Source organism: Streptomyces sp. NPDC060002, assembly GCF_042737245.1.
Taxonomy (GTDB): Bacteria; Actinomycetota; Actinomycetes; order Streptomycetales; family Streptomycetaceae; genus Streptomyces.
Map to the genome: position 1 here is coordinate 3,331 of NZ_JBHWUW010000069.1, position 18,692 is coordinate 22,022.

Annotated in this window: 21 protein-coding genes; 15 read left to right on the forward strand and 6 right to left on the reverse strand. The window is 68.7% G+C overall.

Annotated features, from left to right (window positions below; genetic code table 11):
• The 3 genes from ACFWBD_RS36585 to eccE all read right to left on the reverse strand — a co-directional run.
• On the reverse strand, positions 1-463 hold a 463-nt coding region (locus tag ACFWBD_RS36585; RefSeq protein WP_385676855.1), incomplete at its 3' end, for an SCO5717 family growth-regulating ATPase.
• A gap of 321 nt (positions 464-784) precedes the next feature.
• Positions 785-1,558, reverse strand: a complete 774-nt coding sequence (locus ACFWBD_RS36590; RefSeq protein ID WP_385676858.1) for a hypothetical protein — start codon at positions 1,556-1,558, stop codon at positions 785-787.
• Positions 1,555-2,724: a type VII secretion protein EccE gene (gene eccE / locus ACFWBD_RS36595; protein WP_385676861.1), complete on the reverse strand. Its 1,170-nt coding sequence runs from the start codon at positions 2,722-2,724 to the stop codon at positions 1,555-1,557. Before eccE ends, ACFWBD_RS36590 begins: the two co-directional genes overlap by 4 nt.
• A gap of 355 nt (positions 2,725-3,079) precedes the next feature.
• Between eccE and eccB the strand changes: the two genes are divergently transcribed.
• The 13 genes from eccB to ACFWBD_RS36660 all read left to right on the forward strand — a co-directional run bounded on the left by eccB (position 3,080) and on the right by ACFWBD_RS36660 (position 14,880).
• Positions 3,080-4,606: a type VII secretion protein EccB gene (eccB, locus tag ACFWBD_RS36600; protein ID WP_385676864.1), complete on the forward strand. Its 1,527-nt coding sequence runs from the start codon at positions 3,080-3,082 to the stop codon at positions 4,604-4,606.
• Between the two features lie 182 nt (positions 4,607-4,788).
• A complete protein-coding gene (mycP, locus tag ACFWBD_RS36605; RefSeq protein WP_385676941.1) occupies positions 4,789-6,009 on the forward strand; it encodes a type VII secretion-associated serine protease mycosin in 1,221 nt (406 codons plus the stop codon).
• A 123-nt stretch (positions 6,010-6,132) separates the two neighbouring features.
• Positions 6,133-6,552: a WXG100 family type VII secretion target gene (locus ACFWBD_RS36610; protein ID WP_385676867.1), complete on the forward strand. Its 420-nt coding sequence runs from the start codon at positions 6,133-6,135 to the stop codon at positions 6,550-6,552.
• 55 nt (positions 6,553-6,607) lie between these two features.
• On the forward strand, positions 6,608-6,925 hold the full coding sequence (locus ACFWBD_RS36615) for a WXG100 family type VII secretion target (protein ID WP_385676870.1): 318 nt from the start codon (positions 6,608-6,610) through the stop codon (positions 6,923-6,925).
• Positions 6,925-8,673, forward strand: a complete 1,749-nt coding sequence (locus ACFWBD_RS36620; RefSeq protein WP_385676872.1) for an RNase A-like domain-containing protein — start codon at positions 6,925-6,927, stop codon at positions 8,671-8,673. The genes ACFWBD_RS36615 and ACFWBD_RS36620 overlap by 1 nt, the downstream gene beginning before the upstream one ends.
• A gap of 18 nt (positions 8,674-8,691) precedes the next feature.
• Entirely contained in the window at positions 8,692-9,261 is a 570-nt protein-coding gene (locus tag ACFWBD_RS36625; RefSeq protein WP_385676874.1) for a hypothetical protein, read from the forward strand.
• Positions 9,258-9,617: an RNase A-like domain-containing protein gene (locus tag ACFWBD_RS36630; RefSeq protein ID WP_385676944.1), complete on the forward strand. Its 360-nt coding sequence runs from the start codon at positions 9,258-9,260 to the stop codon at positions 9,615-9,617. Before ACFWBD_RS36625 ends, ACFWBD_RS36630 begins: the two co-directional genes overlap by 4 nt.
• 22 nt (positions 9,618-9,639) lie before the next feature.
• Positions 9,640-10,305 carry a contact-dependent growth inhibition system immunity protein gene (locus ACFWBD_RS36635; RefSeq protein ID WP_385676877.1) on the forward strand — a complete coding sequence of 222 codons (666 nt, stop codon included), beginning with the start codon at positions 9,640-9,642 and terminating at the stop codon, positions 10,303-10,305.
• A gap of 459 nt (positions 10,306-10,764) precedes the next feature.
• Positions 10,765-11,199, forward strand: coding sequence for a hypothetical protein (locus tag ACFWBD_RS36640; RefSeq protein ID WP_385676880.1), 435 nt, complete (start codon positions 10,765-10,767; stop codon positions 11,197-11,199).
• Complete coding sequence (locus tag ACFWBD_RS36645) at positions 11,199-12,845, forward strand: hypothetical protein (RefSeq protein WP_385676882.1); 1,647 nt, start codon at positions 11,199-11,201, stop codon at positions 12,843-12,845. Before ACFWBD_RS36640 ends, ACFWBD_RS36645 begins: the two co-directional genes overlap by 1 nt.
• 124 nt (positions 12,846-12,969) lie before the next feature.
• A complete protein-coding gene (locus ACFWBD_RS36650; RefSeq protein ID WP_385676885.1) occupies positions 12,970-14,145 on the forward strand; it encodes a S8 family serine peptidase in 1,176 nt (391 codons plus the stop codon).
• 42 nt (positions 14,146-14,187) lie between these two features.
• Positions 14,188-14,526 carry a WXG100 family type VII secretion target gene (locus ACFWBD_RS36655; RefSeq protein WP_385567896.1) on the forward strand — a complete coding sequence of 113 codons (339 nt, stop codon included), beginning with the start codon at positions 14,188-14,190 and terminating at the stop codon, positions 14,524-14,526.
• Positions 14,527-14,577: 51 nt separating this feature from the next.
• Complete coding sequence (locus tag ACFWBD_RS36660) at positions 14,578-14,880, forward strand: WXG100 family type VII secretion target (protein WP_385567899.1); 303 nt, start codon at positions 14,578-14,580, stop codon at positions 14,878-14,880.
• Positions 14,881-14,949: 69 nt separating this feature from the next.
• Here the strand turns inward: ACFWBD_RS36660 and ACFWBD_RS36665 are convergent, their stop codons facing one another.
• Positions 14,950-15,228, reverse strand: a complete 279-nt coding sequence (locus ACFWBD_RS36665) for a GntR family transcriptional regulator (protein ID WP_384119816.1) — start codon at positions 15,226-15,228, stop codon at positions 14,950-14,952.
• Positions 15,229-15,387: 159 nt separating this feature from the next.
• Here ACFWBD_RS36665 and ACFWBD_RS36670 point away from each other — a divergent pair, with 159 nt between their 5' ends.
• Positions 15,388-15,747 carry a hypothetical protein gene (locus tag ACFWBD_RS36670; protein ID WP_385676889.1) on the forward strand — a complete coding sequence of 120 codons (360 nt, stop codon included), beginning with the start codon at positions 15,388-15,390 and terminating at the stop codon, positions 15,745-15,747.
• Positions 15,747-15,962, forward strand: coding sequence for a hypothetical protein (locus ACFWBD_RS36675; protein WP_385676892.1), 216 nt, complete (start codon positions 15,747-15,749; stop codon positions 15,960-15,962). The genes ACFWBD_RS36670 and ACFWBD_RS36675 overlap by 1 nt, the downstream gene beginning before the upstream one ends.
• 337 nt (positions 15,963-16,299) lie before the next feature.
• Here the strand turns inward: ACFWBD_RS36675 and ACFWBD_RS36680 are convergent, their stop codons facing one another.
• Both ACFWBD_RS36680 and ACFWBD_RS36685 read right to left on the reverse strand, forming a co-directional pair.
• Positions 16,300-16,830, reverse strand: coding sequence for a hypothetical protein (locus ACFWBD_RS36680; protein WP_385676895.1), 531 nt, complete (start codon positions 16,828-16,830; stop codon positions 16,300-16,302).
• A gap of 44 nt (positions 16,831-16,874) precedes the next feature.
• Positions 16,875-18,683 (reverse strand): alpha/beta hydrolase, encoded by a 1,809-nt coding sequence (locus ACFWBD_RS36685; RefSeq protein WP_385676898.1) that lies wholly within the window; start codon positions 18,681-18,683, stop codon positions 16,875-16,877.
• Between the last annotated feature and the right edge of the window lie 9 nt (positions 18,684-18,692).

The following is an 18,692-nucleotide window of genomic DNA, read 5'->3' on the forward strand; positions in this document are numbered from 1 at the left end:
GTGCGGCCGGGGTGAAGGGCGCCTGCGGTGCGGGCGGTGCGGCCGGGGTGTACGGAGCTTCCGGTACGGGCGGTGCCGGGGGTGCGGCCGGGGTGAAGGGCGCCTGCGGTGCGGGCGGTGCGGCCGGGGTGTACGGAGCTTCCGGTACGGGCGGTGCCGGGGGTGCGGCCGGGGTGAACGGTGCGTCCGGTGCGGGCGGCGGGGGCGGAGTGAACGGCGCTCCAGGCGTACCCGTCGTCCCCGCCCCGGCTTCCGGGCCTGGCCCTGGCCCAGGCCCGGGTGCCGGGCCGGGGGGCGCGGCCGGTGCCTGACCCGCACCGCCGCCCGTGTTCTGCGTGTACCAAGCCGGCGGCGCGTAGTCGATGGTGAACTCGCCCGTCGCATCGACGCCGGACTCCGCGTCGGGCTGGTCATCGCCGGGTGTGGCCCAGCCCCCGCGGATCCCGTCCCGATCGCTGCTCACAATTCCTCCTGATGTGGTCGAGCACCCTCATGCCGTGCCGGGGCGACCATTCGCTTGTCGTCCTTGAGTGGTTCGAGGCCGTCTGACGTCGTCCGATGCGGCTTTCCCCCGGGAGACGCCGACGTCCACCCCATGGTTTCCGGCATCGCGCCACGTACCAGCCTAATCACCAGACGGCCCGCCTCGGCAGGCCCGCCCACCCCTCAGCACCAGTCCACCACGTCACGCACCCCCGAAGGGGCCGCGCAAGCGCTTCAGGGCACTCGGCAAAACGGCCATAACGTCCGAAGTGCCGCACAGGTAAAGGGAGAAGCCGCCGCGTCAGTCCATCCGTCTCGGTGTGCCCAGCAACCCGATCTCCGCATCCGTCGGTTGCGTCATGACGTACTGCCGGTCGCGGTCGGCGCACCACAAGGTGAACCCGTCGGTGAGGGTGGGCAGTGCCTCCACGTCCCCGCGGGGCAGCGACAACGCGCGGCCCAGTTCCACGGCCTCGTCCGGCGAGATCCGCTGCACACCGACGAGCCGGGCCTGCCGGACCAGCCGAGGGGCGACCGGGCTGAGGTACGGCAGCAGCGTCAGGACGGCCTGCCAGGGCCCGGAGGTGACCCGGCCGCGCGGCGGGCGCATCCCGCAGTCCCGCACCACCAGCACGGGCGTACCCGCCGAAGCGCCCTGCGGAGGCACCCGGCCGACCTCGTACACGGCGAGCCCGTTCTGCCCGCCGCCCATCGCGTGCACCATCTGCACCCAGGCCTGCGGCCGTCCCGTCTCCACGGCCACCCGGGCGCCGGTCGCCGCCGTCCTCAGCGCGAGGACCTGCGCGGTCCACAGCCCGCCGATCAGGACGACGTCGTACGGCGTGGGCCGGTTGATCCCCAGCACGGCCGGCCGGCCCTCGGCGCCGACGCCGATGACGACACCGTCGTCCCCGATGGGCAGCGCGAGCGCGGCCAGTTGGTCCGCGGACACCGAGTGCCGTCCGTGCCGTGGTCCGATCAGGCCGAAGCCGCTGCGCGGCGAGCGGCGGCGTCCGGGCCGGCCGGCGGTCGGCTCCGGTTCGCCGGAGGCGGCGGCTCCGTGTGTCGTCGTCACCGGGTACCTCCGAGCGGCAGCGTCGCGAGCATGCCGGGCACCTGCTCCCGGTCGAGACGGGCGAGCCCTGCGCCGGTGTGCCGGGCCGCGCCCTGCACCGCCCGCCGGGCCGCCACGAGTTCGTCGTCGCTGCGCCCCGTCACCCGGATGTGCCCGGACAGGGACACCTCCTGCCGCTCACCGCGCGCGAGGGTGAGGCTGAACGTGGTGGCGAGCGCGGGAACGGCCGTGACCAGGGCGACGAACTGGGGGAGCGACGGGCTGTCGCCGCCCAGCGCGGGCCACCGGCGCAGCCAGTACGTGGTGTGGCGGCGGTTGTCGCAGCGCCAGCTCCGGCTGGACTCCTCGGTCCGCCGCTCCACCGTCCCGGTCCGCCCGGCCTCCGCCGTCACCAGTGGGTTGGCGCAGGCGGACGTGGCGAAGGCGGCCGTCAGCTCCTCCTCGTCGAGGACGGTCGCCCGGAATCCGGCGCCGGTCAACCGGCTCGCGAGGTGATCCACCGCCCGTACGACGCACTTCTGCGCCCCGATCGCACCGCCGCCGCGGACGGCCACGGCCTCCGGACACAGCTCCGGATCCAGCTTCAGGGCGATCCAGGTGATGCGTACCGCCGGCGCTCCGGTCTGCTCCTGCAGGGGTGCGTAGTTGGCCACGGCCACGGACTGCGGGGGCAGGTGCAGAGCGGGCGCGGGCTGGGTGTGCAGCACGATCTGCGCGGACTCCAGCCGGATCCCGTCCACCTCGAGGGCGTCCCGCACCAGGGCGAGCGGCAGCGGCTGCCGGCCGCGCTCGGCCCGCATCGCGGTCGTGTCCGCCTCCACCTGAAGAACGGCGGTGACGAACGTGCCGTCCCCGACGATCCCCACGGGCCGCCGGTCACGGCCGCCGTACGCGTACGTCCGCAGCCCGGGATCGCATTCCACGGCAGGCCCGAACCCCGGTTCCGTCCCGGTCGGTATCTCCAGCCGCGCGGCCAGCCGCCGACGGGTCTTCAGCTCCCGTGCCGTGGCCAGCCACTGCGGAAGCGTGCGGCCGCGACGGCGGACGAAGGCGAGGGCCATCAGCAGGGCGGCGACCACCGCCGCCGCCACGAGCGCCACGGGCCCGCTCACCCAGCCGACGAGCAGGACGGCGGCCGCGATCTCCAGCAGGACGAGGCGTTGCAAGCGGAATGTCCCGCCCTGCCCCGCGCGCGTCCTGAGGTGCGGAGTACCCGGTGCGGACGACCGTTCGGACCGATCGGGCCGCCGTGGACCGGTCGTCGAGGAGCGCCGCGTCCGCGACCGGCCGACAGGGCTCCCGCCCGTTCCCGAAACCCTCACTCCGTCCCCCCGATCCGCTCACGACCCGCCCGTCTCCCGCACCGCACAGGGCACTCGACGGCCCGGGAACCCTACCCGCTCCTCGAGTTCCCATGGTTACCGGGCATAGTAGGTGGCCGCTCTGACATCGGAGACGGGGAGCCGGTCAACCGCGCTGCGGGCCACGCGGATCGGCCGGAAAACGGGGAGACGGGCACAGATGGCATCTCGGCGGGACCAGCTCAACGCCTACACCTTCGCGAAGCGCCGGATGCTCGCGGCCTTCCTCCAGTCGTCGCCGGACGGCTCGGAGGAGGGGGCGCCGCGGCCGTTGCGCTCGATCCTGCCCGGAATCGTCGTCGGGGTGCTCGTGATGGCCGTCTTCGGGGCGTGGGGCATGTTCAGACCGACCGCGCCCAAGGGCTGGGACACGCCCAACGCCAAGGTGATCGTCGCGAGCAAGTCGACCACCCGCTATGTCGTGCTGCGGACCGGTGAAGAGGTCCAGCTGCACCCGGTCCTCAACATGGCCTCCGCCAAACTGCTCCTGGAGGAGGGGCAGGGCGAGGTGGTGACCGTCGCGGAGTCCGTCCTCGACAGCGGCAGGATCCCGCACGGCGTCACCGTCGGCATCCCGTACGCCCCCGACCGGCTGCCCTCGGCGTCCGAGGCGGGCAAGGCGAAGCGCTGGGTGGTCTGCGAGCGGCCGAGCGCGGGGGGCGGGGACTCCGTCCAGAAGGCGGCGCTGGTCCTGGCCGCCCGCGAGAAGGACGCGACCGAGGGCGCGGGGCGTCTGCACGACGGCCAACTGCTCTATGTGGCGGACCCGGACGGCAGGCGCTACGTCGTGGACGCGGGCGGCACGGCGTACCCGGTGGGCAGGAGCGACGAGTTGCTGCTGCGCGCGGTGGTCGGTTCCGGCCGGGAGCCCCAACGGGTGTCGGCGGAATGGCTGGCGACCCTGCACCAGGGTGATCCGATCGCCTTCCCGGACGTCCCAGGGCAGCCGGGCGAGGCGGCCGGCGCACCGGGCCAGCTGGACGCGTCGGCCGACCGGGTCGGCACGGTGCTCAAGGCGTTCGACAACAACACCGAGCAGTACTACGTGGTGTTGAGCGGCCGCGTCGCTCCCGTGTCCGCCTTCGTCGCCCAACTGCTGCTGTTCAGCAAGGAGCTGGCCCCCCTCGGTCAGGCCGGGCACGCCCGCGAGCTGAGCCCCGGCGCGATCGTGCCGGGCGAGGCGTTCGGCACCGAGCACCGCTGGCCCACCGGTGACCCCGAGCCGGTCAACGACCCGTCGGGGGCCGCCGGGAGCCGCAGCACGATCTGCAACGTCCTGCGCGGCGTGAACTCCGGCTCGGGCGCCACGACCCTGAGCACCTGGGCGGGCACGGACTTCCCGGCCAAGCTGCCCACCGGCTCCTCCAGCGCCTATGTCACGCCGGGCTCCGGCCAGCTCTACCGCCAGTTCCAGGGTGAGGCGACCAAGGCCGGCCCGGTCTTCCTCGTCACCGACACGGGCCTGCGCTACGTCCTCCAGTCCAACGGCGACAGCGCGACGGACGACGCAGGGATCGGCACCACCGCCGAGCAGCGCGAACAGCAGCAACAGGAGGCCCAGCAGGCCCAGACCCTGCTGGGCTACAAGGACGTCGACCCGGCGCCGATCCCGGCCGCCTGGTCCGAGTTCCTGCCCACCGGCCCCCGCCTGTCCACGGCGGCGGCCCGCCAGCCGCAGGGCTCGTGAGGAGGACGACAGGGCTCGTGAGGAGGACGACAGGGCTCGTGAGGAGGAAGACGACGGTGCTGCGGACGACGATGACGCCGCGTACGGCCCCGCTGCCGCGGACGGCCCTGGTCCCGCGTACAACCCTGGTCCCGCGGACGCCCCTGGGACTGCGTACCGCGCTGCTGCTGCGTACCGCGCCGGTGGTGACCGCGGCCCTCCTCACCACGGCCACGGTCCTCGCGCCCCCCGCGTCGGCGGCGGACAAGCTGCCCTACTCGGACCAGTGCACGTTCCCCAACGGCGAGTACCCGGGCCGTCCCTGGGCCCTCCAGCGGGTCCTCCTGGACGAGCTGTGGAGCCGCTCCAAGGGCAGGGGCGTCCGCGTGGCCGTCATCGACACGGGCGTGGACGTGAAGAACCCGCAGCTCACCGAGGCGGTGGACGCCAAGGCCGGCCGCAACCTCCTCCCGAAGAACCTCAAGGACGAAGACGGCGACCCGATCGAGCGCGGCGCCGAGAACGGCACCACGGACACCGTCGGGCACGGCACCAAGATCGCCGGCATCATCGCGGCCCGCCCCCTCGACGGCACCGGCTTCGTGGGACTGGCCCCCGAGGCGACCGTCATCCCGATCCAGCAGAACGACGCCGAGGGCCACGGCGACACCGAGTCCCTGGCCGCGGCGATCCGCTACGCCGTACAGGCAGGGGCCGGGGTCATCAACATCTCCCAGGACACGTCCAACGCGGTCAGACCGACCTCCGACCTGGAGCTGGCCGTAGACGAGGCCCTGGACCGGAACGTCGTGGTCGTGGCATCGGCCGGCAACGACGGCCTGGGCGGCAACGTCAAGGAGACCTACCCGGCGTCCTACGAGGGCGTCCTCGCGGTCGCCGCCTCGGACCGCAACAACGAACGCGCCTCCTTCTCCCAGTCCGGCGACTTCGTGGGCGTGGCGGCCCCCGGCGTCGACATCGTCTCCACGGTCCCCCAGGGCGGTCACTGCGCCGACAACGGCACGAGCTTCTCGGCGCCGTACGTCGCGGGCGTGGCGGCGCTGCTCAAAGCGAGGCACCCGGACTGGACCGCGCGCGAGATCGTCGCCCAGATCGAGCAGACCGCGGAACGCACCATCGCGGGCCACGACCGACTCGTCGGCTGGGGTGTCGTCGACCCGGTCCGCGCCCTGACGGAGGACGACCGCCCCATCGAGTCCCCGAGCCCCCGCAACGGCCTGGGCGCCGCCGAGGCCCCGAGCCCCGCGAAGTTCCACACCGGCGAGACCCCCGACGAGCGCAACACCCGCCTCGCCACCTACGTCGTCGTCGCGGCGGCGGCCCTGGCGGCGGGTCTCGGCGGCACGGCGGTGGCGATCCGGGACGCCCGGAGAAGGGCGCGGAGGGTCGCGGGGGCGGAGTAGGGGTCGGCGGCCATCTCACCGCGTCCGGGCGCGAGTTCACGCGTGCAGTCACCAACGATTTGTAGGATCATCGCAACCGCAAGCGACGTGTCAAGCCTCTGCGACAGGGGACGGAGGTACGGGATGGGCGTGCCCGGAGCGGGCTCGGGACAGGGCAGCGGCCCTGAGCTCAAGGTGTCCGCGGAAGACCTCACCAAACTCGCCGAAGACCTCGACGGCATGCAGGATCACCTGGACAAGCAGGTGCGACGCATGGACGCGGTCGTCGACAGCATCGAGGCGGGCTGGCGCGGCCCGGCGGCGTCGGCGTACCGCGACTTCCACCGCGCGGCGGCCGAGGACGCCGTACGCATCCGTGAAGTGATGAAGCTGCTCGAAGAGGCCGTACGGCTGAGCCGGGACGGCTTCTCCCAGGACGACCTCGACGTGCTCGCCCAAATGCGGCGGATCCAGGTGGACGTCGGGAGCGAGGTGGCCAGACTGTCGACGCCGAACACCGGCGCACCGGCGGCGGCGCCGCGGAGCAGCCTCGACGACCTGTAGCCCTTTCGCACCGCAGTTCCGGACCGCAGTTGCCGAGACGAACACAGGGGGAGTCATGTCTACCGGCGCCGCACCCGACGACGACCACATAGCCGTTTCCTTCGCCACCCTCGAGGTGCTGGCCGCCGACCTGGAGGACATCCTCAAGAAGCTCAACGGCCGGCTGGACGATCTCTACGACCGGGTCGTGCCCGTCGTGCTGTCCTGGCGAGGCGAGACGCGCGAGGTCTTCGTCGACAAACTCGACGAGTGGGACCGCTCCGCCCAGGACCTGCAAGCGGCCCAGAAGTGGCTGCACGAGTACGTGACCACGGGCCACACCAACTACGCGGCCGCGCACCTCGCGGTGCTGCGAGGCTGGGGTGGTGCCTGATGGCCGACCGGCGGCCCACCGACGAACAACGCGCACAGGAGCGGGCGGACGCCCGCACCCGTTCGCCCAGAACGAGCGGCGGCGGCTTCGACCTACAGCCGCAGCATGTGCACTACACCGCGCTCGTGGTGCGTGACGGGCAGTTCGACTACGACAAGGGCGCCAGGGCGCTCGTCGACGTGCTCAACCAGTACAGCCAGTCGGCCGGAACCGGCTGGGGCGCGGACGCCTTCGCGGCGGCGTACAGGTCGGTGAACGAGAAGTTCCTGGAACTCTGGGCGAAGAGCGTGGTCAGCGTGGGCGGTGTCGCCGTCGGTCTGACGGACACGGCCAACAAGTACACCCAGGCCGACTGGTACGCCCGCAAGATGTACGGTCCGCCGCCCGTCGAGAAACCGCTGCCCGCCGTCATCGAGAAGCAGCCCGGATACGGCCCGGTCAACGACATCAAGTGGTCCGGCACCGGCGAGGACGCGGACTCCTGGGACATCTCCGGAATCCTCGGCGAGGTCCCCGACTTCCTCGCCGACGTCATCCGGCCCGCGATCGAGCACGGCCTCAACCTCGGCACGATGCACGAGATCACCCCGGGTGCCAGGGACGAGGACCTCAAGGGCATGGCCACGGCCTGGCGCGCGGTCGAGAAGGACGCGAAGGCGGCGTCGGACAACTTCAACGGCGCCATCAAGTTCATCAGCAACAACAGGGGCAACGACGAGTGGCAGGGCGCGATGAAGGCGTTCTGCCAGACCATCTGGGGCACCACCGAATGGGGCAGGACCTACGACGCCCAGGGCAACCGGGCTTCCATGGGCCGCAGTTGGAAGACGAACCGCAGCGTCGTACCGGCGAAGCAGCGGCCCATCATCGAGATTCTCCGCCAGACCGCGACCACCGTGCAGGAGAGCCTCGACCATCTGGCCGGCATCCGTCTCAAAACCGCGGAGACGACCACCCGGCTCGGCAAGGAGGCCGCGAAGGCGACGGTCAAGGACCTGACCACGGGCCTCGACCTGTTCGAGCTGACCCGGCTCGCGGCGACCATGGCGTTCGGCGAGATCGTGCTGACGTTCCGCTCGCACATGGACAAGGCTGCCGCCGACAAGGCGGTCGAGGAGTACCACCAGGCCTTCAGCGACGCCGCCACCAAGCTGAAGACACTGGAGACCGATCTCGACGAGGCACTGCTCAGTGTGCCCACGTTCCGCGCGGAGGTGGCACGCGCGGAGGCGTACGGCGCGCGCTCCCTGAACGACTTCAAGAAGGAACACAGCTGGCAGCGCACGGAGAGCCAGATCCCCTACAAGTACTCCATCGACCTGGCCACGGAGGAGGAACTGAGCGGCGGGCACAGCATCGACAAGCACGTCGGCCTGACGGACGCCCAGCTGACACAGCGGTTGCGGGACGAGGCGACGGGAGGGGGAGTGCAGCAGCTCCCGGCAGCTTCGACCTTCACCGACCTGGACTCTGCTCAGGAATACACTCAGTACAACATCCGGAGTAATTCGGCGAAAATAGACAAGTGGCTGGATAATCCGCCGCCAAACCCCCTCACGGAAGAATTCAGAGTTCCCTCGGTCACTGAGGGAGCTATGGCCACCCCGGTGCTGACCGGGCGTACGGCACCAGTCGTCGGTGGCAACCCGACATCGCCGAAAGACGCACACGGCGTCCTCACGATTCTAAGATACGACCCGAGCTTGAACCCGCCGTTCGTCGTACTGACGTCCATGCCTGAAGTATGACGAGTGAGGTGACATCGAATGGTAGAGCCTGATGAACGGTCCTGGGCCGAGGCGGTCGACATGTACGCGCGCCGGTACACGATCGCCAAGGTCACGGCCAGGGAGCACGGGGATTGGGTGTTCGACGTGCACGCCTTGATGCGCGGTGACACGCCGGACGCCCGCGGCTGGCGGGTGAACGACCCCCTCGCGGGCGAGCTCGAAAGGGCCGATGACCCGTACTACCCCTTCGTCGAACCGCCAACGGAACCCGCGAAGGCGGACGCTCTCAGAGACCGTTTGCATGAGATTCCGCGCTCCTCGGCCAAGAAATTCCTCGTAGCCCTCTCCACGCCCTGGCTCAATGTCGAGAAGGAGCAGGACTTCGAGGAATGCAGGGCAGGACTGGAGGAGAAGGCCGACGTCATCCTGTCGCGATTTCCGCAAGGTTCCCGCTTCTTTGCCAATACAGGTCGCGACGATGAAAACAGGGACTACTACAAGCACATTTCCGGCTGCAACACAATCTCCCAACATGTCTGGGACCTGGGCCTGTTCCTTGTCTCCGACTCGGAGGTCGGGATGGTCTGGTCCTTCCACGCGTGGTGACCGTACGAACGGAACTCGGATCGGCCGTTGATCCTCCGCGTTCAAGAAGGAGTCCTTTGCAAACCCGTACCGCCACCTATCCCGACCGCGTGACTGCGCAGTGGGCGACCCAGCAGGTGGTCACCCACAATGAACAGGTCATCCACCGCTGGCTGGCGCAGTCCACCCGGCCGCGGCTGACGATCGAGGCGGCGTGGCCGTCCCGCGAGGAGCCCGTCGGGCGGGTGCTGTTGCAGGCGATGATGCTGGCAGGGCGCGGTTCCGTCGACGTACGGGCTGCCCGGGTCGTACTGCGCCGCGAGCCGTCGGTCGCGCACGGGTTCGCCGTGCACGCCACCTTCCCCGTCTACCTGTAGAAACCTGTAGAGGCTGCCGACCGTGCCCCTGAGCCCCCTCGAACACGACCGCCGCTACGGCGAGCTGGACCAGGTGATCCGCGCCTACGCCGGCCGCCCGGCGGACGACACCCCCGACAAGCCCAGCGACGCCCTGACCGCCTACCTGCGCCAGACCTGGCACACCCGCCCCTGGGCACTGGCCGTCGCCGAGCGTCAGCTGCGCGAGTACGCCGACCACCCGCCCGGCCGACTCCGGCTCCGTCTGGGCGAGTTCTACGCGATCCCGGACGTCGGTCTGCCCGAGGGCGAGATCCAGCAGTGGCTGTACTGCCTGGCCGACCATCTCAAGCACAGCATCGAGCAGGGCGAGGTCCCGCCCCCGGCGGTGCCCGCCACCCACTGGGAGTGGCACGCCTGCTTCCCGGAGCTGGGCCAGTTCCTCGGCGGCTGGTTCTCCCAGGACATGCCGGAAGAGTTCGACGACCATGACGCGGCAGTCGACGACTACCGCACCACCACCGACCGGCACCTCGTGGCCCGCCTGGTCGGCGAGCTGCGCGAACTGCTCGCGCTCGCCCTGAACGAGTCCGACTACGCCGTGGCCGTCGCCGAGTTGGGCATGGAGGTCGACCCGCCGGCGCCGTACGCGCCCAGCGGCTGGCTCGCGCTCGTCGCCGACCGGCTCACCTTCCCGCGCGCCGAATGAGGGCCGGGACGCCACCAGCTGGTCCTCGGGGGCTGGGTCAAGCAGCGCCGGGGCCATCACGAAGGCCTCCTGAACCCGCCGACTCCCGAGCAGACCCTCCGGGCCAAACGCGACCACGACAGCCGTGCCCCGGGCCGGGCCGCCGCCGGCCGCGGCCTGGCCCTCCTCGCGGCACCCGTCATGCCGGCCTTCACCGCGTACACCGTCGGCCGGCTGACCTCCTGGCTCACTGTCCGCGAGTACCCGAGCGAAGTCGGGGCGCGCCGCTGGATGCAGGAGAAAACACCCCGATCGTGAGGAATCGGCGGTCTGCGCATCAGCAGTGGCAGGGTTGTTGCATAAGGCAGTTGGGGCTGTCAGAGGGAGTCATTACAGTGGTTACGTTGCGGTCATGAACACTTGAGAGGCGTGAGCGGTGCCGCCCGGGCCGGGCGGCGGACAACGGGGAGAGTGGCTTTCGTGATTCCTGCGGACATGGGCGGGGGCTCCGCCGACGTACGGCGCGGTTATATGGCGCTCTCGACGTTCAAAAAGCGGGTGGACGACCTGCTCACGGCCTTCGAGAAATCGGCCGGCGGGTCGGCGAAGGTGGCGGACCACAGTCTTGCGGAGCACACCTTCGGCGCGGGGAACTTCCCGGAGGCAAAGACGCTTCACCTCCAGTACGAGCGCGTCCACGAACGCATCACGTCCCTCTCCAAGTCGCTGGGGCTCCAGTTGGAGGCCATGCAGATCGCCGTGCACGGCGTGGACGTCACCTTCGACAACCTCGAAGAGGACCTCCGGTACCGGTTCCACGAGATCCGGACCGAGGTCAACCGGGACCGTGAAGAGGCGCTGAGCAAGCAGACCGAGCGGACCAACGACGCCGACCACACCGACGCGGGGTACTGATGAGCGGCGAGAAGAAGCAGCCGGACCACTACCGCACGGAACGCCAGGACGCGGCCCAGCAGAACAGCGGCGTGGACGACGCCGTGAACAAGGCCGTGGTGATCAGCCCTGGGATGCTCAGCAGTCCTGGCGGCTTCGGCAACACCAGCTTCGAGGGCTACGACCTCAACGCCATGATCGACATCGTAGAGTCGGCGAACCCTGCGACTCTGGAGAGCGCGGCCACGGCCCTCGTCGACGCCCGGGACGCCATCAACGAAGCCGCCAACGAGCTCAGCCGCAACCTGGGCGACGTCGACTGGGAGGGCGAGGCCCACACCGCCTTCTACACCTGGGGCATGAACCTCACCACCACCGCCCTCGCCCTCGCCGGCTACGCCGACGAGGTGGGCACCCAGGTCCTGGCGGCAAGCTCCGGCCTCGCCTCCGTACGCAAGTCGATGCCCCCGCGCGACAACCGCATCGTCCCCAAGAAGGTCGACGACATCCCGACGCCTCAACGGGTCGAGGGCAACGCGGAGTACACGGCGGCGGTCACGGCGGAGAAGAACCGCCAGGAAGCCATCAACCAGATGTACCGGCTGGCGTCGTTCTACACGGTGTCCAGCGGAATGATGGAACTGGCGGAGGAGCCGGTGTTTCCTCAGATGCCTGCGGTGGGGGTGCCGGAGCCGGATCCATCGCTTCGTGACCCCATCGAGCCGAGAGACGACCAGGGTTCACTCTCAGCCCTGCAACGTTCTGTGGGCACGCACCGAAGCTCGGCCGAGACGGAAGTGGTTCGGGCGCGTTCAGACCAACAGTTGTCTCACCAAAATGTGGTCGACTCGGTGACATTGCCGGAACAGCACGTCGGCACGGAGATCGACAGCGTCGGCATGCTGCCGCCGCAGCAAATCGTGACGCCGCCGACCGTCACATCGCCTTCGGCGACAGGCCCCAACGCCAATCCGGTGAGTACGGCCCCTTCCTTCCCTACCGTCGGAGTGCCCCCTGCCTTGAGGGGGCCGGCCGGGCGCAAGTCCGGGTTCGGCGGCATGTCTGGAGTCAAGACGCCGACCTCGGCCCAGGGCCGAGTCGGTGGCCTGACGGGCCGCACCCCACCCGGGCGTTCGGGAATGGGCCCCACAGGCTCGATGGGACGCGCCGCCGGACCGGGCCAAACAGGAAGCCGTGCGGCCGGCCCTCTGGGGCGCGGCGTCGTCGGCGGGACAGCGAAAGCTGGGGGAGCAGCAGCCAGGCAGGTCGGCGGTGCCCCCCGCGGTCAGGTCTCCGGCACGGGCGCCGCGAACACCGCGCGTACAGGCGCCGGGCGTGCCAATGGCGTTGTCGGCGGTAAGCCCGTCACCGGGGCCGCCCCTGGTGCCAACGGCCCCAGGCTGCCGCGCGGCACGGTCATCGGCGGCGAAGGCGCAGCTGCCTCTCGCCCCAAGGCGGAGAAGCCCGGCCAGCGTGGGGTGATCGAGGCCCCCGGTTCGACGGCAGGTGCGGGCCAGGCGTCGCGCCGCTCCGGCAAAGGCACCAGGAACAGCGGACACTCGCCCGGCGGTACCAGCAGTGTGCGTGGCCAGGCGGGCAACCAGGGTTCTGGCAAGACGCGTTCACGCCGTGACGAGCGGCGCGACGAGGCGTCGTCAACCGACTGACCGGACAAGAGCGAGGGCAGACAGAAGCATGGTGGCAGGAATCAGCCGACGCGGCGGGTGGAGCGGGCCTTCCGCGGGACGGAACGGGAGACGGGTTTCCGCCGTCTGCTCAGCGCTCGGCGCTTTGGCCGTGCTGTCGGCTGGCCTGGCTCCGAACGCCGCAGCCGCCGACGCTCAGTCTCAGCAGTGGTACCTGTCGGCGATGAAAGCCGATGAGATGTGGAAAGTGAGCACAGGCAAGGGCGTCAAGGTTGCCGTGGTCGATTCGGGAGTCAACCCCAACACGCCGTCACTTAAAGGGCAGGTGCTCGCTGGCGAAGTACCGAAAGCTCTTGCTTACAAAGCGACTGACGACTACTTGGGCCACGGGACGAGCATGGCGGAACTCATCGTCGGCACCGGCGCAGGAGGGGGGCTGAAAGGCATTGCCCCAGGTGCGAAGGTCGTTCCGTACCGGATCGCGCTCAAAGGCCTGACGAACAAGGCCGATAAGGAGAAGGCGCCGAATGAGGCGTCGGTGATCAAGGCTGTCGCCGACAGTGACGTCAAAATCATCAGTATGTCCTTCACTATCGACGTTGCCTATCCCGAGGTGGAAGCGGCGGTCAAGTACGCCCAGTCCAAAGGGAAGCTATTGATTGCCGGTACGGGCAACGGCGCAGAAGAGAAGAATTTCATTGGATACCCCGCTGCGTACCCTTATGTAGTCGGCGTTGCCGCTTCGGACGAGTCCGGAAAGGTCGCGAAGTTCTCGGAACACGGCAACTACGTGGACCTGGCGGCCCCAGGAATCGGCGTACCTACCTGGTGTGACGAGACATTTCGCTCGTATTGCGACGGTGAGGGAACGAGTATCGCCACCGCAATCGCCTCAGCCTCCGCAGCCCTGATCTGGTCCGCCCACCCCAACTGGACGGCCAACCAGGTGCTCGCCAGCCTGATCGACACCGCCGGACGTGACTGGGCGAAGGACGACCCGAGTACCTACCTCGGCTACGGGCTGATCCGTCCCCGCAAGGTGCTGGAGAACAGTGCCTTCAACCCCGGCCCGGCCAGCACCGACCCGCTCGCCAGAGAGAACGCGACGGGCGTCACGGACGAGGCAGGCAACACGCCCTCCGCATCGGCACCGACGCCCCAGCCCACGAAGGCCACCGCAGGAGGCAAGACCTCGGCGGCAGCATCAACCTCCGACACCTCCGACAACACCGCGACGTGGATCGCGCTCGGAGCCGCGGCAGCCGTCCTGGTGATCGGGGGCGGAGCCTTCGCGGTGATCCGCTCACGGCGAGCCACATGACCCACACATGACGAGCCACAACTCACGAAAGGGAGTGCCGAAATGGTCGACCGCAAGCTAAACGACGGCGATGTACAGAAGCTCCAGAAGGAAGTAATCGATCGCTACGACAACATCCGGGGCTCGCTCGCGAAACTGCAGGGCACGATCGACATGATCGAGAGGGCCTGGACGGGCCAGGGTGCCAACGCCTTCAACGTCAAGCAGACGGAGATCAACGGCCATATGGTCGCGATCGGCAAGATGCTCGACGACTTCCTGGACGGCATCCACATGACGAAGACCGACAAGCAGAACCTCGAAGACCAGATCACCGCCGACATGAACAAGATCTCGGTGGACGATCTCGGTGGAAAGACTTCGGCGCTCAACAGCTACTGACCATCATTCCGGCGAAGTCTGCCTGAGGTCTTCAGAGAAACGAGGGGAATCATGTCCGGAGCACATTACGAGGAACTCGCCGTCACCTACGGCACCATGGACGCGCTCGCCACCGAGCTCGGCGACCAGGCCAAGAAGCTCGAGGAGGACCTCGAGGCGCTGCGCCAGGCCGTGCTCAACGTGTCCTCGGGCTGGGGCGGCGAGGCGTTCCAGCAGTTCCAGAGCAAGAGCGAGGAGTGGAACAAGCACGCCCGGGGCATCCACGCGGCGCTGCTCCAGATCTCGCACCAGGTCCACGGCGCCGGCGGTGACTACCGCGGCGGCGACCTGAAGGGCGCCAGCTACTTCATGTAGCAGCAGGTACTCCGCAACACCAGGGTGGGCACGCACGGGAGGTGCCCACCCTGAGCTGTGCTCTGCCCGTCAGCCCTCGCCCTTGTCGTCCTCGGACATATCGGCGGGCACGGCGATGACGAACACCCCCTTGCCTTGGACCCCTTGAACGATCCCCTCGGCCTGTAGTGCCTCGATGGCGGACTTGATGGTTCGGCGGCTGACTGTTCCGCCCGTCTCCTGCTCCAGCTCGTGGTGAGAAGGGATACGGCGGCCAACCGGAATCTCGCCGCATCGGATGCGCTCGCGCAGGGCGGAAGCAAGCTGCACGTACATCGGGACGATGCTTTCCCGGTCGATTTCTATCATGCCCTGGAGCGTAAAAGGCCAGCTCAAGCCAGCATAGGGCGGCTTGTGACGTAACTAGACGTACTAAGACGTACTAAGTTAGCGTGGCCGCTGTCAGTCGAGAACCCCCGCGACGGTGGGCGCCGTCCGGGGGCATGGCCACCAACCCAACGGAGGTTGATGACAGTGAGCATTATCCACGCGCTGCTGCGCTGGATCCTGGGCGTGTTCGCGCCTGGCACCGGCAGGCGGAGGGCAACCCGCTCCGCCGTATCCTCCCCAGCTTGCATCCCCGAGAGGCCCAGCACAGTCGTCGTCGTACGGCTCCCCGCACCCAGTTCCCCCTACGGGCTGCTGGAGCCCCTCGATGGAGCCTCGACCGCCCCGGTCCGCCCCTACGTACTCGCGGCGGAGCGGGCTCGCCGTGAACGGGAGCAGGAGCAGGCGCGGCAGACACGGCGTCGTGTGGCGCTGGTTCTGGCGGCGGACTTCGGTGTCGACCTCGATCTGCATGTCATCGGCGCGGATAGGGCGGCGTGATGGCGACGGAAGACAGGACGCCCCGCCCGCCGGTGCGGATGTGCGTGCGCTGCCAGGTGACGACCGAAACCCCGGTCGTGGTCGGCGTGGTCCACCAGAACTCGGGGCCGGGCTTTGTCGTCTACGCGTGCCAGGCGTGCGCCGTGCACTACCCGCCGCAGCCGGACGTACTCGACCTCCTGCCGCCGTCCCGCCAAGCCGGGGGTGACCAGTGAGGGCGCAGTCTCCCGGAGCGGCGGGGGAGGCGCGGGAGTTGTCGCCGGAGTGCACCTTGGCGCATCGGCCCGGGTACGAGGACATACACGTCTCGTGCCGCCGCCTGCATGACATCCCACTCCCGCACAGCGGAGGCCTGCCGCTGGTACGCCGTTGCAGCTGCGCCTGCCACAGTCCGTCGACGGAGGGGCCCAGGAAGTGAGCACCGGCACCCCGTCCGAGTGGGCGGCCAACAGCCGAGGTTGAGCATCTGGCCGCGTGGAACGGATCGGGCCGACGTGTCGGCCCGACCGAGACCCTGCTGCTGGCCCGCGTTGCTGCCCTGGAGCTGAATCGTCAGAAGCGCTCGACCTCTTGGCCGTGGGGGACCGTGTAGCACCCGGAGATGAGGTCCAGGCTCAACATCGGCGGGTCGTCCTTCGCCATGGCGACGACCTTGACACTGGCCTTCTTCTTGTCATTGTCAGCCGTGAGATTCATGTTCTGGTTCCTGCTGGTGTCCGGCCCATAGTTGACGATCTCCCACCCATTCTTCGGCAGTTCCTCTTTGAGTCGTTTCATCGCTACGTCGAGATCGCTCACCGACGCCGGGACGAAGCTCCACGGGTGCAGGATTCGGAAGTGCGACTTCGTGTCCTTTCCCGAACAGTCCACGACTGTCGGACGGCTGTCGGATGCCTTTCCCTTGACGCCGATCAGGTCATAGATAGTGCTGGACACCTTCTCCATCGCATCTGAGGCATCACGCGAAGTGCTCGTGCCGGAGGAGGGAATTGCGTTGGAATCGTCGTCAGTCATGCTGCATCCGGTGAGAGTGGTGAGGGCCAGAGAGACTGTGAGCACAAGAGCGCTCAATTTGCTCTTCACATCAGAAGCCTTACTTCGTCGGGCGGGGTCGTGGGCCGGTGTTCCTACTTCACATGTGCCCACGGGTCGGGCGGCGGCTTCAGCGGCACGCTGTCGCCCTTTCCGACGACGACGAGGGCCTGATTCTGCAGACTCGTCGAGTCCCCGTCAGACCCCGTATCCCAGTACCCGCTGTGTCCGTCGGTGTCCGTGGTCATCTGGTTGGCACCGAATTCGGGGTCGCTGGGGATGATGAAGCGGTCGCCGCCGTGGCCCCAGCGGCCGAGGTCCGGGACCACGTCGCCGTCGGCTTCCTCGTTCCACACATGACCGCTGGGGACGTCCAGCTCATCTGCACCGGACACCTTGACGCCAGGGCTGCCTGCGAAGACGAGGTCATCGGCGTTGAGATGGCCCGTCTGGGCCGCAGCACCTACGAGCGTTGTTCCGTACGAGTGCGCGATCACGGTGGTGTGGGACGGCGAATCACCGGAGTGAGATGCGTCGAGTCCATCCATGAAACCTCGGAACGCCGGCGCGCCGTCGTACGCGTAGTGTTCGAACGGTGCGTCCTTCACGACGTCATCAGGTGCGTCGTAGCCGAGCCAGGTGATGGTGGATACGGATTGTCCAGGGGCTTTGGCATCGGCCGCATGCCAGACATTGACCATTCGGTTGATGTTCCCCTCGATACCCGGCAAGTCCGATGTGGTACCCGGAACATAGACCGCCGTGTGATCCGCGGTGTCCGGGTTTCCGTTGGCGACGATCGCTCGGCCGTCCCCTTCGGTGCTGAATCCCAGCAGATACGCTTCGGGCAGTCCGTTTGTGCCGGTCTGGTCGAAGCGCTTCTGGATGCTCTGCATTCCCTTGAGATTGCTGGTGAGCCGGTCGTACCGGTCGCCGTACTTGTTGTGCCAATCCATCCATTCATCGGTGTGGACCTTGGACGGGTAACCCCCGGCGGTGATATAGGTCCACTCATTGAGTGGCGGATTCGGGATGGAGTTCAGCTCTGTCTGCATTGATCCCCACGCCTCGTCGAACACGATGCGGTTGGCCTCGTCCCGGACCGTGGACGGCAGCCCGTCGAGCGCGCCCACGGCGTCGGGCTGCATGGAGACCCATGCCGCCTGCTGCTCCGCATCGAGCCCCTTCCACCACTCCGCGTTGTCCTCAGGGCTGCCGTCCTTGGGCGGCTGGGGCAGAGAGTCGAGGTACTTCTTACCCGCGTCTTTCACGCCGCTCGTGTCGGCGGACGCGTCGGCCCAGTCGCTGTCGGAGACGGTCAGGTCGTCGTCCGCCTTCAATGCGCGCAGCTTCGGCGCCCACTTCTCGTCGGCCTCCGTGGCCTCCTTGAGGGCCGCGGCGATCTGGTCCGCGTAGTCCTGTGCGAGGCGGTGATGTGGGTTGGGATCGAAGTTCGCCGCCTGACGGCCGATCGCGGCAGCTGTACCGTCCGTCAGGCCGTTCACCGTGCCGCCGTCAGGAATCTTGCCGTCGGCGTCCTTCTCCCCGCCCGCCGGATAGGACACCGAACCGTCGGCATGCACGGTCAGTGCGGCGGCCTGGGCGCCGTCGAGGGCCGCGTCGAGCTTGCCCTTGGCAGCTCCCACCTCGTAGGAGAAGGCTTCGAGAGCCGTACTGACCAGACCGCACTCGACCTGGATGTAGTGGAAGTTCTTACCCAGCTCACCCAGTTGCTTGATCGCGGCGGTAGCGGCCTCGCCTTTCAGCGAGTTGCGCATGGCCACGACGATCTGATTCTCGATGCGGTCCTTGGCCGCGCTCGCCATGTCGGAGGTGCTGCGGTAACCGTCGGCGGCTTCCGAGTACTCGGTCGGCTTGAGGGCCTTGAGCGTTGCGAGGTCCATGACGTCTCG

Excerpts from the sequence above, each read along its gene's own strand:
- eccB (WP_385676864.1), top strand. The coding sequence starts at position 3,080 with ATGGCATCTCGGCGGGACCAGCTCAACGCCTACACCTTCGCGAAGCGC.
- ACFWBD_RS36615 (WP_385676870.1), top strand. The coding sequence starts at position 6,608 with ATGTCTACCGGCGCCGCACCCGACGACGACCACATAGCCGTTTCCTTC.
- ACFWBD_RS36620 (WP_385676872.1), top strand. The coding sequence starts at position 6,925 with ATGGCCGACCGGCGGCCCACCGACGAACAACGCGCACAGGAGCGGGCG.
- ACFWBD_RS36675 (WP_385676892.1), top strand. The coding sequence starts at position 15,747 with ATGGCGACGGAAGACAGGACGCCCCGCCCGCCGGTGCGGATGTGCGTG.
- ACFWBD_RS36645 (WP_385676882.1), top strand. The coding sequence starts at position 11,199 with ATGAGCGGCGAGAAGAAGCAGCCGGACCACTACCGCACGGAACGCCAG.
- ACFWBD_RS36625 (WP_385676874.1), top strand. The coding sequence starts at position 8,692 with ATGGTAGAGCCTGATGAACGGTCCTGGGCCGAGGCGGTCGACATGTAC.
- ACFWBD_RS36610 (WP_385676867.1), top strand. The coding sequence starts at position 6,133 with ATGGGCGTGCCCGGAGCGGGCTCGGGACAGGGCAGCGGCCCTGAGCTC.
- ACFWBD_RS36670 (WP_385676889.1), top strand. The coding sequence starts at position 15,388 with ATGACAGTGAGCATTATCCACGCGCTGCTGCGCTGGATCCTGGGCGTG.
- ACFWBD_RS36655 (WP_385567896.1), top strand. The coding sequence starts at position 14,188 with ATGGTCGACCGCAAGCTAAACGACGGCGATGTACAGAAGCTCCAGAAG.
- ACFWBD_RS36665 (WP_384119816.1), bottom strand. The coding sequence starts at position 15,228 with ATGATAGAAATCGACCGGGAAAGCATCGTCCCGATGTACGTGCAGCTT.
- ACFWBD_RS36685 (WP_385676898.1), bottom strand. The coding sequence starts at position 18,683 with ATGGACCTCGCAACGCTCAAGGCCCTCAAGCCGACCGAGTACTCGGAA.
- ACFWBD_RS36660 (WP_385567899.1), top strand. The coding sequence starts at position 14,578 with ATGTCCGGAGCACATTACGAGGAACTCGCCGTCACCTACGGCACCATG.